General features: G+C 61.9%; 13 protein-coding genes. 7 read left to right on the top strand and 6 right to left on the bottom strand.

What is annotated here, in order from left to right:
* Positions 1–31 precede the first annotated feature (31 nt).
* The 6 genes from ACMHLQ_RS05615 to tldD all read right to left on the bottom strand — a co-directional run bounded on the left by ACMHLQ_RS05615 (position 32) and on the right by tldD (position 8,018).
* Positions 32–658 carry a 3-oxoacid CoA-transferase subunit B gene (locus ACMHLQ_RS05615; RefSeq protein WP_415403812.1) on the bottom strand — a complete coding sequence of 209 codons (627 nt, stop codon included), beginning with the start codon at positions 656–658 and terminating at the stop codon, positions 32–34.
* An 8-nt stretch (positions 659–666) separates the two neighbouring features.
* Positions 667–1,695 (bottom strand): PAS domain-containing protein, encoded by a 1,029-nt coding sequence (locus ACMHLQ_RS05610; protein WP_415403811.1) that lies wholly within the window; start codon positions 1,693–1,695, stop codon positions 667–669.
* A 12-nt stretch (positions 1,696–1,707) separates the two neighbouring features.
* Positions 1,708–2,403 carry a CoA transferase subunit A gene (locus ACMHLQ_RS05605; protein ID WP_415403810.1) on the bottom strand — a complete coding sequence of 232 codons (696 nt, stop codon included), beginning with the start codon at positions 2,401–2,403 and terminating at the stop codon, positions 1,708–1,710.
* A gap of 139 nt (positions 2,404–2,542) precedes the next feature.
* The gene (topA, locus tag ACMHLQ_RS05600) at positions 2,543–5,116 is read right to left on the bottom strand and encodes a type I DNA topoisomerase (RefSeq protein ID WP_415403809.1); all 2,574 of its coding nucleotides are present in this window, start codon (positions 5,114–5,116) and stop codon (positions 2,543–2,545) included.
* Between the two features lie 99 nt (positions 5,117–5,215).
* The gene (gene dprA, locus ACMHLQ_RS05595) at positions 5,216–6,364 is read right to left on the bottom strand and encodes a DNA-processing protein DprA (RefSeq protein ID WP_415403808.1); all 1,149 of its coding nucleotides are present in this window, start codon (positions 6,362–6,364) and stop codon (positions 5,216–5,218) included.
* Between the two features lie 232 nt (positions 6,365–6,596).
* Complete coding sequence (gene tldD, locus ACMHLQ_RS05590; protein ID WP_415403807.1) at positions 6,597–8,018, bottom strand: metalloprotease TldD; 1,422 nt, start codon at positions 8,016–8,018, stop codon at positions 6,597–6,599.
* Between the two features lie 187 nt (positions 8,019–8,205).
* Here tldD and coxB point away from each other — a divergent pair, with 187 nt between their 5' ends.
* The 7 genes from coxB (at position 8,206) to thrC (ending at position 13,855) form a co-directional block, all read left to right on the top strand.
* Complete coding sequence (coxB, locus tag ACMHLQ_RS05585) at positions 8,206–9,090, top strand: cytochrome c oxidase subunit II (RefSeq protein WP_415403806.1); 885 nt, start codon at positions 8,206–8,208, stop codon at positions 9,088–9,090.
* A 55-nt stretch (positions 9,091–9,145) separates the two neighbouring features.
* Entirely contained in the window at positions 9,146–10,084 is a 939-nt protein-coding gene (locus ACMHLQ_RS05580; RefSeq protein WP_415403805.1) for a heme o synthase, read from the top strand.
* Positions 10,081–10,242 carry a cytochrome C oxidase assembly protein gene (locus ACMHLQ_RS05575; protein ID WP_415403804.1) on the top strand — a complete coding sequence of 54 codons (162 nt, stop codon included), beginning with the start codon at positions 10,081–10,083 and terminating at the stop codon, positions 10,240–10,242. Before ACMHLQ_RS05580 ends, ACMHLQ_RS05575 begins: the two co-directional genes overlap by 4 nt.
* Positions 10,242–10,838 carry a cytochrome c oxidase assembly protein gene (locus ACMHLQ_RS05570; RefSeq protein WP_415403803.1) on the top strand — a complete coding sequence of 199 codons (597 nt, stop codon included), beginning with the start codon at positions 10,242–10,244 and terminating at the stop codon, positions 10,836–10,838. The genes ACMHLQ_RS05575 and ACMHLQ_RS05570 overlap by 1 nt, the downstream gene beginning before the upstream one ends.
* A 12-nt stretch (positions 10,839–10,850) precedes the next feature.
* A complete protein-coding gene (locus tag ACMHLQ_RS05565; RefSeq protein ID WP_415403802.1) occupies positions 10,851–11,705 on the top strand; it encodes a cytochrome c oxidase subunit 3 in 855 nt (284 codons plus the stop codon).
* A gap of 77 nt (positions 11,706–11,782) precedes the next feature.
* Complete coding sequence (locus ACMHLQ_RS05560; RefSeq protein ID WP_415403801.1) at positions 11,783–12,463, top strand: SURF1 family protein; 681 nt, start codon at positions 11,783–11,785, stop codon at positions 12,461–12,463.
* Positions 12,464–12,466: 3 nt separating this feature from the next.
* Entirely contained in the window at positions 12,467–13,855 is a 1,389-nt protein-coding gene (gene thrC / locus ACMHLQ_RS05555) for a threonine synthase (RefSeq protein ID WP_415403800.1), read from the top strand.
* The last annotated feature ends 66 nt before the right edge of the window (positions 13,856–13,921 follow it).

Here is a 13,921-nt window from a genome sequence, read left to right as displayed (position 1 = left end):
GGTCTCGCCTTCTTCGCGGGTGATCTCTGCGTCAGACAAGGGTGGCTTGGGTTGCGGCGCGCAATTCGTCCTCGCTGACTCCATCTGCAGTCTCGACGATCTTGAGCCCGCCCTCGACCACGTCCAGCACACCGAGGTTGGTGATGATGCGATCCACCACGCCCTTGCCCGTCAGCGGCAGCGTGCATTCCTTGAGCACCTTGCTGTCGCCGTGCTTGTTGGTGTGGTCCATCACGACGACCACGCGGCCGACGCCCGCGACAAGGTCCATCGCGCCGCCCATGCCCTTGACCAGCTTGCCCGGAATCATCCAGTTGGCGAGGTCACCGTTCTCTGCCACTTCCATCGCACCCAGGATCGCCATCGCGATCTTGCCGCCCCGGATCATGCCAAAGGACTGGGCGCTGTCGAAATAGGCCGTCTGCGGCAGTTCGGTGATTGTCTGCTTGCCCGCGTTGATCAGGTCGGCATCTTCGGTGCCTTCAACGGGGAAGGGGCCCATGCCCAGCATGCCGTTTTCCGATTGCAGCGTCACCTCGATCCCCTCGGGGATGTAGTTGGACACCAGCGTCGGGATTCCGATGCCGAGATTTACGTACCAGCCATCTTCCAACTCTTTAGCGGCGCGCGCCGCCATTTGATTGCGATCCCAGGGCATGTCGTTCCTTATTCGTCTACAAGGGTCGCGCCAGCAGGCACGTCTATGGTGATAAAACTGCCAGCCGCGCCGCGGCCGAGATGCAAGGTGCCCTCGAGCCCCTCGATCAGGCCGGACACGATGCGTCCGCCCATGGTGCGGGGATCGGGCCAGTTCATTTCCGCCGGTACACCGACGCCATCGTCCGACACGATCAGGCGCAGGCCGCCTGCGCTAAGCTGGCTCATCCGTACTTCGACCAGGCCCGTTTCAATCCGGTCGAAGGCGTGTTGGAAGGCGTTGGTCATCAACTCGGACAAGACAAGGCCAACACGCGTTGCCGTCTCGATGGGCACTTCCAGCGGTTCGACCTGCAAGGACAGGCGGATGCCCGAGCGTCCCTCGACATGCGCGATCGCGGCGGCAAGGCGCGACAGGTAGCTGCCCATCTGGATGCCGTCACGGTTGGATTGCTGGTCGCTCAGCTTCATCTCTTCATAAAGCAGTTGCAGTGTCTCGATCCGGCGGCTGAGGGCCGCAAAGTCTTCGGGCACCGAGGAGGCGCTGGTTTGCTGGCGGATCATGCCGATGATCATTGACAGGTCCGAGGCGACCCGGTTCTGGATCTCGATCAGCTGGGCATGGATTTCTTCGGCGCCGGCGGACATCTCGCCCTGGCGCAGCTCTTTCTGGATGCCCACAAAATACTGCGTCTTGCCCGCATCGTCATGCACGGGTGCGACGATCAGGCGGTTCAGGAACGGCTCGCCATTGGCGCGGTAGTTCACGATATCGACGCTGACGCTTTCCTCGGCTTCGATACCGGCGCGCAGACGGTCCACATCGGCCTTGTTCGTGCCTTCGCCCTGCAGAAACCGGCAATTGCGCCCGATAGAGGCTGAACGCGCATAACCCGTGGCCCGGGTAAAGGCCTGGTTTACATAGACGATCGGATTGTCCTCGAGATGGGGATTGGTCACGAGCATCGAGATTTGCGCCCGCGAGAAGCCCTCGAAGGATTTGTCGTCCTGCAGCAGTTGTTCAATGGTGTCAGGCATGGCCTGGCTCCTTTAAGCGGCGCGCGTTGTGCGTTGTTCGATGCGCTTTTCGTGGTCGCCCTGGATCAGACGGTGGACATAGATGCCCGGCAGGTGGATCGTGTCGGGGTCCAGGCTGCCTGTGGGTACGATCTCCTCGACCTCGACCACACAGACCTTACCACACATCGCAGCGGGTGGGTTGAAGTTTCGGGCTGTCTTGCGGAACACGAGGTTCCCGGTCTCGTCAGCCTTCCAGGCCTTGACGATGGCGAGGTCGGCAAAGATGCCTTCCTCCATGATATAGGTCTCGCCGTTGAAATCCTTGTGCTCTTTCCCATCGGCGATCACGGTGCCCACGCCGGTCTTGGTGTAGAAGCCGGGGATGCCGCAGCCGCCTGCACGCATCCGTTCGGCCAGTGTGCCCTGGGGATTGAATTCCAGTTCCAGCTCACCCGACAGGTATTGGCGCATGAATTCGGCATTTTCGCCCACATAGGACGAGATCATTTTCTTGACCTGACGGGTTTGCAATAAAATGCCAATACCGAAGTCGTCCACGCCCGCATTGTTGGAGGCAAAGGTCAGATCTTTCGTCCCGGCCTCTTTGATCGCGTCCAGCAGCAATTCCGGAATGCCGCACAACCCAAAGCCGCCCGCGGCAATGAACATGCCATCAAACAACAGCCCATCAAGAGCCTCGGCTGCAGAGCCGTAAATCTTTTTCATTGGTGATCCCTCAAGGCTCCCCAAAAAGGAGAGCGAATTCCACGCACAAGCAGATATTTGGCACACACCGCAATAAAGTCAACGCAGACGCAGGGTATACGGCGGTATACTGCGTCACGCGGCGTCAACCTGTCGCGGGTCAGGACGCTTTCTTGGTGGCCGCTTTTTTCTTGGGCGCGGCCTTCTTGCGGGCAGGCTTCTTTTTCGCCGGCGCTTTTTCCGCAATCAGCTGAACGGCCATCTCCATGGTCACGGCTTCGGGTTCGGTGCCTTTGGGGATGGTGGCGTTGACCTTGCCCCATTTGACGTAAGGGCCGTATTTGCCCTTCATCACGTTGACGGGGCCGCCTTCATCGGGGTGTTCGCCCAATTCGTGCAGCGGTTTGGCGGCCACGCCGCGCCCGCCCCGGCTGGCGACCTTTTCGGCCAGCAATTGCACGGCGCGGTTCATACCGACGGTAAACACCTCTTCGATGCCTTCGAGGTTGGCATTGGTGCCGCCGCGATCCGATGTAGATGCCGCGTGCTTCAGGTAAGGCCCGTAACGCCCGATATTGGCCCAGACCATGATCCCGTCTTCGGGGTGGGGTCCCAATTCGCGGGGCAGGGACAACAGGCGCACGGCCTGTTCCAGGTCCACCTCGGTGGGCGGCCATTCCTTGGGGATGGATTGGCGTGGCGGTTTCTTGTTGTCGTCCGTGACTTCGCCGCGCTGGACGTAGGGACCGAACCGGCCTTTGAACGCATATATCTTGTCGCCCGCATCTTCGCCCAGCAGCTTGCCCTCAGGCGGGATGCCACTGTCATCCTCGGCACCGGGTGGGCCAAAGGCGCGGGTATAGCGGCACTCGGGGTAGTTCGAACAGCCGATGAAGGCCCCGCCTGAGCGCGCGGTGCGCATGGACAAGCGGCCAAGTCCGCAATTCGGACACAGGCGTGGGTCGCTGCCATCTTCATTGGCCGGGAACAGATGTGGTTCCAGCACCTCGTTGATCTTTTCCAGCACTTCGGTAATGCGCAATTCGCTGGTTTCGGCAATCGCGGCGCTGAAATCCTGCCAGAATCGGCCCAGCACGTCCTTGTAGTCGCGATCGCCTGCGCTGACGTCATCGAGCTGCCCCTCGAGGTCGGCGGTAAAGTCGTAACCCACATAGCGGCGGAAGTAGTTTTCGAGGAAGGCGATAACCAAGCGCCCCTTGTCCTCGGGGATCAGCCGGTTGCGATCCTTGCGCACATAGCCACGGTCCTGAATGGTCGTGACGATGCTGGCATAGGTCGAGGGGCGGCCGATGCCCAATTCTTCCATCCGCTTGACCAGCGTCGCCTCGGTGTAGCGGGGCGGGGGCTGGGTAAAGTGCTGTTCAGGCGTAACGGAGCGTTTATCGGCCTTTTCGCCCTCGCTCAGCTGCGGCAGACGCTTGTCGTCATCATCCACGACCTCGTCATCGCGCCCTTCTTCGTAGACGCGCAGGAAACCGTCAAACAGCACCACCTGACCGGTGGCACGCAATGTCACTTGACCATCATCGCTGCCGATTTCGACCGTGGTGCGTTCGAGCCGCGCGCCTTCCATCTGGCAGGCAAGCGTGCGTTTCCAGATCAGATCATAGAGCTTGCGTTGGTCATCATCGGTGATCTTCAGGCTGGCCGCGTCGCGCGCCATGTCGGTGGGACGGATACATTCGTGCGCTTCTTGCGCGTTCTTGGCCTTGTTCTTGTACATGCGGGGCTGGGCGGGCACGTATTCAGCGCCATAGCGATCCTTGATCGCGTCGCGTGCCATGGTCACCGCCTCGGGCGCCATGTCGATCCCGTCGGTCCGCATATAGGTAATGTAGCCTGCCTCGTAGAGGCGCTGTGCCGAACTCATGGTCTGGCGCGCGCCCATGCCGAACTTGCGGCTCGCCTCTTGTTGCAAGGTCGAGGTCATGAACGGGGCAGAGGGGTTGCGGGAGGCGGGTTTGGCCTCGACCGACTGGATTTTCAGATCGCGGCTGGTGATCGCCTGCTCGGCCATTTCGGCCTGTGTCTGGTTTTCGAGGTCGTACTTGTCGAGCTTTTTGCCCGCGAGGCTGACAAGCCGGGCCTCGTATTCCTGACCACGGGGGGAGGCGAGGACCGCCTTGACCGACCAGTATTCGCGGTTGCGGAAGGCCTCGATCTCCATCTCGCGCTCGGTCAGGATGCGCAGGCAGACGGATTGGACGCGCCCGGCGGATTTCGCGCCAGGCAGTTTACGCCACAAGACCGGAGAGAGGTTGAACCCGACAAGATAGTCGAGCGCACGGCGGGCGAGGTACGCCTCGACCAAGGGCATGTCGACCTGGCGGGCGTTCGCCATGGCCTCGGTCACGGCGGCCTTGGTGATTGCGTTGAAGGTGACGCGGCTGACCGGCGTGTCCTTCTTGATCGACTTGCGTTTGGTCAGCGCCTCTTGCAGGTGCCAGCTGATCGCCTCGCCCTCGCGGTCGGGGTCGGTGGCGAGGATCAGCGCATTGTCATCTTTCAGCGCGTCGGCGATGGCCTTGACGTGCTTCTTGCTGTCGCTGGCCACCTCCCACAGCATGTCGAAATCGTTGTCGGGATCGACTGATCCGTCCTTGGGCGGCAGGTCACGTACGTGGCCGTAACTGGCCAGAACGGTATAGTCGTCGCCCAGATACTTGTTGATTGTCTTGGCTTTGGCTGGGGATTCGACAACGACGACTGGCATTAAACAGGCGAACCTCTAACGGGGAAATTGACGTGCTCTATGGCGGCGCAAGATGTGGGGTGCAAGAGCGGAATGTCAACCGACCCCGGTCGGGTGCGCTCAACTGGCGCGGGTCAGCAGGCCGCCGGGGGCCCGGTCGATGCTGCCATCGAGTTCGAGTTCCACAAGCACCGGTGCGACTGTCGCCGTTGGTGCGCCGAGGTCGCGGATCAGCTGATCTTCGGCCAGGGGCGAGGGGCCGAGGCGCGACAGGATTTGCTGGTGCAGGCGCGCGGTGTCCTGTAGCGTGCGGCGGTCTTGCGGGACCTGCGCAGGCGGTGCAAGTGGCAGTTCTGGCGAGGTCGGCGCCAGCGGCGCGAGCGCTTCCAGCACGTCATCCGCATTGCGCACCAATGTCGCCCCGTCGCGGATCAGCATGTTGCAGCCCGAGGCGCGTGCATCCATCGGATGGCCCGGAACGGCGAGCACATCGCGCCCCAGATCAAGGGCATCGCGCGCCGTGATCAGGCTGCCGGACTTGGCGGCCGCCTCGACAACCACGGTCGCGCGGGCAAGGCCGGAGATGATGCGATTGCGTGCGGGGAAATGACGCGCCATCGGCTGCAATCCCATGGGCTGTTCGCTGACGCGCGCGCCTTGCTGCGCAATGCTTTCGGCCAGTTGCGCGTTCTCAGCCGGGTAGATCGTGTCGACCCCACCCGCCTGCACAGCGATAGTGCCCGTGTCCAGCGATGCCAGATGGGCGGCAGCGTCAATACCCCGGGCGAGGCCCGAGACGATGACATAGCCCGCGTCGCCCAGATCGCGGGCCAGCGCACGGGCCATGCGGGTGCCAAGGGACGAGGCGTTGCGCGCGCCGACCAGTGCGATCATTGGTTTTTGCAAGGTGGCCATGTCGCCCAGCACCCAAAGGAACGGCGGTGCGTCGCGCAATTCGTTCAAGGCTGCGGGGTAGTTCGCAGACCCTTGCGCAACAAGGCGCGCGCCAATGCGCCGCGCGGCCTTGAGCTCGGCGATCACGACACCTTCGGGGCAAATTTCATAGGCTTGAACACCGGCGGCGCGCGCTACCTCGGGTAGCGCGGCCAGCGCATTTTGCGCGGTGCCGTGTTCAATCAGCAGACGTTTATACGTCGAAACGCCGACCCGGCGGGACCGCAACAGACGAAGACGCATGAACTGGTCATCTTCCGAGGTGGGTGGGAGTGGGGGGTGAGTGGAAGAAGGATGGGTATCCTTTTCAGTCATCCGAGGCTCCGTCCGTTGCTGGGATTGTTATAGAATCGGCAAGGTTAACAACGCATGAACAGTCATTTTCCAATTCGACTAAATCGGTGGACACATTGATTTCACACCCAATTTACCGCTCGGAAAATGCGCAAAGAACAAAGGTGGTACAAAAGGGCGGCGCCGAACCTCCCCCAAAATAGCGAGGCCGCGCGCCGAGTGCCGCGCGCAATCCCGGACAAGCCGCGCAGAATCAGGCGGCAGATCCGCCCACCGTCAGCCCGCCAATCATCAGAGTCGGCTGTCCCACGCCCACCGGCACCCACTGGCCCGCCTTGCCGCAATTGCCCATTCCTGGGTCCAGCTTCATGTCGTTGCCGATGGCGCGGATCTGTTTCAGCGCCGTTGCCCCGTCCCCGATCAGCGTCGCGCCCTTGACCGGTGCGCCCACCTTGCCGTTTTCAACGCGGTACGCCTCGGTACAGGAAAACACGAACTTGCCGTTGGTGATATCGACCTGCCCGCCGCCAAAGCCCACCGCATAGATACCGTCCTGCAAATCGGCCACGATGTCGCCGGGTTCGACAGTTCCGCCCAGCATGTATGTGTTGGTCATGCGCGGCATCGGCGCGTGCACATAGCTTTGACGCCGCCCGTTTCCGGTGGCAGGCACGCCCATCAACCGCGCGTTCTGGCGGTCCTGCATGTAGCCGACCAGCACGCCATTCTCGATCAACACGTTCTTGCCCGAGGGCGTGCCTTCGTCATCCACGGTGATGGAACCGCGCCGGTCTGGGATCGTGCCGTCATCCAGCACCGTCACGCCGGGCGCCGCAATGCGTTCGCCCATCAACCCGGCAAAGGCCGAGCTGCCCTTGCGATTGAAATCCCCTTCCAGCCCATGGCCAATCGCCTCGTGCAGCAGAATGCCGGGCCAGCCGGGGCCAAGGACGACATCCATCACACCTGCGGGGGCAGGGACCGCCTCGAGGTTCACGACCGCCACGCGCAACGCTTCGCGCGCCTTGGCCTGCCAGTCCGCGCGATCAATCAGACCATCAAGACCGACACGCCCGCCACCTCCGGCCGAGCCGCTCTCGCGTCGTCCATTCTGTTCCACGATGACCGAGATGTTGAGGCGGGTCATGGGGCGCGCATCGCGCACGGATTGACCTTCGGGCCGCAGAATCTCGACCTCTTGCAACGAGGCCGCGAGGGAGGCCGATACCTGCACCACACGCGAATCAAGGTCGCGCAGAAACGCATCGACTTCTTTTAGCGTCTCCAGCTTGACCGGGAACGTGGCCCCGGCAATGGGATCGTCGCCGGTATAGAGGTGGCGATTGGTCGACTTGGGCGCATCCGCCAGCGTGCCGCCACCATCGCCCACGGCCAGGCGCGCGGTTTCGCAGGCGCGGCGCAACGCGGCCTCGCTGATCTCGGTCGAGTGGGCGTAACCGGCGACTTCCCCGCGCACGGCGCGCAGGCCAAACCCCTGTGCTGCATCATAGCTGGCGGTCTTGAGGCGCCCGTCATCATAGACCAACGCCTCGGACCGGCGGCGTTCAAAGAACAGTTCGCCGTCGTCCGCCCCCGCAGTCGCATCGCGCAAAACGGCGAGCGCCGTATCGCGGTCCACCTCTGTGTCCAGCGGGGCAAAGGGGGTGTCGGTCATGGCAGTCTCCTGATGTGTGCGGGGCCGCATTTTCTGCTGCAAGCGTCCGTTTGACGCGCCCCTTAAGTCTTTATCTTGGGGTAAAGATATGATTGTAAGTCGCAACAATACAACGGGAGGCGGAAGCGGTGCGCGCAAAGGCCTTTCTCCGAACGCATAATCGATCCAGCAAGATCAGGACGACCAGATGAAAAAGCTTCTCTCGATTTCGGGCGCGCTTGCTGCGCTTGTCGCAGCCGCCCCAGCCTGGGCCCAGGATGGGCTCGAGGTGATTGGCCGCCCCGTGGACGGTGCCATGGGCTTTCAGCCCGCCGCCACCGAAGTGGCCCGCCGCCTGCAATGGCTCGATGGCATGATCCTCGTGGTCATCACCGCGATCACACTGTTCGTGACCGCATTGCTGGCCTGGGTCATCATCCGCTACAACCGCAAGCGCAACCCCGAGCCTGCGTCCTTTACCCACAACACCCCGGTCGAGATTGCATGGACGGTCATTCCGATCGTGATCCTGGTGTTCATCGGCGCGTTCTCGTTGCCCACGCTGTTCCACCAACAGGAAATTCCCGAAGCGGACGTGACCATCAAGGCCACCGGCTACCAGTGGTTCTGGGGCTATGAGTATGTGGACGAAGGGTTTGCCTTTGACAGCTACATGATTGGCGCGCCTGCGACAGGTGGTGACAACTCCCTGACGCCCGAGACTGAAGCCGCACTGGTCGAGGCAGGTTACAGCCGCGAAGACTTCCTGCTGGCGACCGACAATGCTGTTGTGATCCCGGTCAACAAGACCGTGGTTGTGCAGGTGACGGGCGCCGACGTGATCCACGCCTGGACGATCCCGGCCTTCGGGGTCAAGCAAGACGCCGTTCCGGGCCGTCTGGCCGAACTGTGGTTCGAGGCGGAAAAGGAAGGCATCTATTTCGGTCAGTGCTCTGAACTGTGCGGTATTGCCCACGCCTACATGCCCATCACCGTGAAGGTCGTGAGCGAAGAGGCCTATGCCGAGTGGCTGGCCAGCGCCAAGGCCGAATTTGCCGGTACGCCGCAATCCTACAACGTGGCATCGAACTAAAGCGTAAGGCGGGGGGATCCCCGCCTTTCACCTTGATCCAACCCGAAGGGCTCTGATGACCGACGTCAGCTTTCAGCACCAGCCACACGAGGCCGAAGCGTCATTGGGCGACTATTTCGCCCTGATGAAGCCGCGCGTGATGCAGCTTGTCGTGTTCACGGCCCTTGTGGGCCTGCTGGCGGCGCCAGTGTCCGTGCATCCTGTCATTGCCTTTGCGTCGATCCTGTTCGTTGCCATCGGGGCCGGTGCCTCGGGCGCGCTGAACATGTGGTGGGATGCGGATATCGACGGCGTGATGCGCCGCACGGCCAAACGCCCCATCCCCGCGGGCAAAGTGACGCCGGACGAGGCCAAGATTCTGGGCATCGCCCTGTCGGGCATGTCTGTGATGATGCTGGCGCTCAGCGCCAACTTCCTTGCCGCGGGTCTGCTGGCCTTCACCATCTTCTTCTACATTGTCATCTACTCGATGTGGCTGAAACGGGCGACGCCGCAGAACATCGTGATCGGTGGTGCGGCAGGGGCCTTTCCCCCTGTCATCGGCTGGGTGATCGCAACGGGCACCATGTCGGTCGAGGCATGGCTGATGTTTGCCCTGATCTTCATGTGGACGCCGCCCCATTTCTGGGCGCTGGCCCTGTTCATGCGGTCCGATTACGACGATGCGGGCGTGCCGATGCTGACGGTGACCCACGGGCGCAAGTCCACGCGGGTACACATTCTGGTCTACACAATCCTGCTGGTGGCGCTGGCCGTTGGCACGGCCTTCACGGCGATTGGCGGGCCGGTCTATCTGACGGCGGCCGTGATCCTGAACGTGCTGTTCCTCAAAGGTGCCTATGACATCTGGCGCCGGGACGAGGTGCAGGCTGAGGCGGATGATTACAAGGTGGAAAAATCCTTCTTCCGCCTGTCGCTGTGGTATCTGTTCCTGCACTTTGGCGCGATCCTGGCCGAGGCATTGCTGCCCGCAGCATGGGGGATCTGGGCATGAGCATCCGCGCCGAACATGAAATCCACCAGCGCCGCAAGGGCCGCAATGTAGGCGTCGGCCTGATGCTCGCAGGCTTTGTCGTGCTGATCCTGGCCCTGACATTTGTCAAAATCACCGGCGGCGATTTCGAACTGCCCCGGATCGAGGAGGGACAGTGATGCGCTTGCCCGCTCTCTTCAAGAACCTCTCCGGTCCCCAGAAAACCGTTGCCCAAACGCTGAGCCTCGTTGTGTTCATGGGTGGCCTCGCCTGGGCGTCCGTGCCGTTTTATGACTGGTTCTGCCGGGTCACAGGCTTTGGCGGCACCACGGGTGTGAGCGAGGTCGCCAGCGACGATATCCTCGACCAGACGATCAAGATCCGCTTTGACGCGTCACTCGAACGCTCGATGCCCTGGCAATTCACGCCCACCGTGCGCGAGATGGAATTGCGCATCGGCGAGACCGGGCTGGCGTTCTACGAGGCCTACAACCCGACGGACAAACCCGTCGCCGGATCGGCCAGCTACAACGTAGCACCTTATGAGGCGGGCGGGTTCTTTTCCAAGATCGACTGCTTCTGCTTTGAAGAGCAGGTGCTGGCACCGGGCGAGCGCGTCCAGATGCCGGTCACCTTCTATGTCGACCCGGAGATCGTGACGGATCGCGACGCAAAATACGTGCATACGATCACGCTCAGCTATACGTTTTACCAAATTGACCTGCCCGAAGGATACGCTTCGATCAAGCAGGCAACAGACACTAACCTGAACTGAGGGACGTCACCCATGGCCCACGCAAAAAACCACGACTATCACATTCTTGCGCCATCGACCTGGCCTCTCCTGGGCGCTCTTGCGGGCTTTACGATGCTGTTCGGCGCCGTTGTCTGGATGTCGGGCGGCATGACCGTCCTGTTCAAATCCATCGAGCTGAGCGGCCCATGGATGTTCCTGATGGGGTTTGTCGCCGTGCTTTATGTGATGTTCGGCTGGTGGGCCGACGTGGTGTCCGAAAGCCGCATCGGCGATCACACACCGGTGGTGCGCATCGGCCTGCGCTACGGGTTCATCCTGTTCATCATGTCTGAAGTGATGTTCTTTGCCGCGTGGTTCTGGGCCTTTTTCAAGGACGGCATCTATCCGATGAGTGAATATGTGGGCACGACCTACGTTCGCCCGGAAATCTATCACGTGGATGCGTTCCACCTGCCGCTGATTAACACGCTGATCCTGCTGTTGTCGGGATGTGCCGTGACATGGGCGCACCACGCGCTGGTGCATGGCGGCGCGCGCAAAGACGTCGTCAATGGTCTTGCGATCTCGGTTGTGCTGGGCGTGTTCTTTACCATTCTGCAGGGCTACGAATACTCGTACCTGCTGTACCAGGGCTGGCAGTTCGGCGAGGATACATTCTTCTCCGCCTTCTTCATGGCAACCGGCTTCCACGGTGCGCATGTGATCATCGGCACCATCTTCCTGTTCGTTTGCCTGCTGCGCGCGATGAAGGGGCACTTTACCCCGGAAAAGCATATCGGCTTCGAGGCGGCGGCCTGGTACTGGCACTTCGTTGACGTGGTGTGGCTGTTCCTGTTCTTCGCCGTTTACATCTGGGGCGTGGCACAGATGCCCGGCGCGCACTAGCGCCCCGCACCAGCCAAAGCTATCAAAGCGCGCAGGGCCCCTGCGCGCTTTTCACGTCTAAACTGGGATATTGGCACATGAACCGCCTCTGGTTTTTGCTGACATTCGGCCTGATCGGGACTGCGATCCTCGTCAGTCTGGGCGTGTGGCAGGTGCAGCGCCTCGCCTGGAAGGAAGGGATCCTGGCCAGGATCGAGGCGCGCATTGACGCACCACCCATGCCTTTGCCCGCAACACCCGACCCGGAAAGCGACGCCTACCTGCACGTCACCGTGTCCGGCCAGATCGCACCGGAGCAGTTGCGCGTTCTCGTTTCGCAAAAGAACGTGGGGGCCGGGTATCGCATCATCAGCCCGATGCAGTTGGACGGGCGCAAGGTGATGGTGGACCGCGGCTTTGTGCGCACGCGCGATGCCGTGGCGGCGCCACCTGCGGGGGTCGTCACCGTGTCGGGCAACCTGCAATGGCCGCAGGAAACCGACGGCTTCACGCCCGCGCCCGATACAGACAACAACATCTGGTTCGCCCGCGACGTCCCGGCCATGGCTGCCACCCTCGGCACGGCCCCGATCCTGATCGTGGCCAAGGATGTGTCGCCATCAGACACGCCGCCGACACCTTTCCCTGTAGACACCAGCCGCATTCCGAACGATCACCTGCAATATGCAATCACCTGGTTCTCGCTGGCGGCGATCTGGGTGGGCATGACTGCTTACTTTTTGCTGCGCACCCCCCGCAGCCCGGCTCAGAAAGACTGACCCATGCGCTATATCTCCACCCGTGGCCAAGCGCCCGCGCTGACCTTCGAAGACACGATGCTGACCGGGCTGGCCCGTGACGGTGGCCTTTACGTGCCAGAGACAATTCCCCAGCTGGATCACGCGACCATCGTGGCGATGGAAGGGCAGTCTTACGAGGACATCGCCTATACCGTGATGCGCCCCTTTGTCGGTGATACGTTCACCGATGCCGAATTCCGCGCCTGCATCGACAAGGCCTATGCCGGGTTCGGCCATGCTGCCCGCGCACCCATGGTGCAACTGGATCAGGGGCACTTCCTGCTGGAACTGTTCCACGGGCCCACGCTGGCGTTCAAGGATTTCGCCATGCAGTTGATCGGGCAGCTGTTTCAGACAGCGCTTGCCCGGCGCGGTGACCGGGTGACGATCGTGGGGGCGACCAGCGGCGATACCGGCTCTGCCGCGATTGAGGCGTTCCGCGGGCTCGACAACGTCGATGTCTTCATCCTTTACCCCCATGGCCGCGTCAGCGAGGTGCAGCGCCGCCAGATGACAACGCCGAGCGAGGACAACGTGCATGCCCTCGCACTCGATGGGGATTTCGACGACTGCCAGGCGCGCCTCAAGGACATGTTCAACGATTTTGACTTCCGCGACGGCGTTCAATTGGCTGGTGTGAATTCTATCAACTGGGCGCGGGTGCTGGCGCAGGTCGTCTATTACTTCTCATCCGCCGTGGCGCTGGGTGCGCCGCAGCGCAAGGTCAGCTTTACCGTACCGACCGGCAATTTCGGTGACATCTTTGCCGGATACATCGCCAAACGCATGTGCCTGCCAATCGACCGGCTGGTGGTCGCGACCAATCAGAACGACATCCTGCACCGCTGCCTGAGCGGGCAGGGCTATCACAAGGGCGACACGATCCCCTCGATCAGCCCGTCGATGGACATTCAGGTGAGTTCAAATTTCGAACGCGCCCTCTTTGACGCCTATGACCGCGATGGCGGTGCGATTGCACAGCTGATGGACGAGTTGAAGGCGGGCGGGTTCGACGTAAGCCAGGGCGCAATGCAGGCGTTGCAGGACACGTTCGATTCGGGGCGCGTGTCCGAGGATGAAACCAGCGCGCAGATCACCGCGTCGCTGAAGACAAGCGGTGAGCTGCTCTGCCCCCACTCTGCCGTGGGTGTGCATGTGGCCGATATCCAGCGGACCGCAGGCACGCCGATGGTGACACTGGCCACCGCGCACCCGGCAAAATTTCCCGACGCGGTGGAAGCCGCCACCGGCATCAGACCACCCCTTCCCCCGCGCATGTCGGACCTGTATGAACGCCCGGAACGGCTGACCCGTGTGCCCAATGATCTGGATGCACTCAAGGCCCACATCACGGCGCATCGCGCGCAGTAAGAGTTGAGATCGAGAACGTATTGAGCACACAAACACATCGCCTTTCCAACGGGTTCAGGATTGTCA

This window comes from Tateyamaria algicola (assembly GCF_047715485.1).
In the GTDB taxonomy this organism is placed as follows: Bacteria; Pseudomonadota; Alphaproteobacteria; order Rhodobacterales; family Rhodobacteraceae; genus Tateyamaria.
Note: the sequence above shows the minus strand (reverse complement) of the source record. Positions and strands in the feature narration are given on the sequence as shown.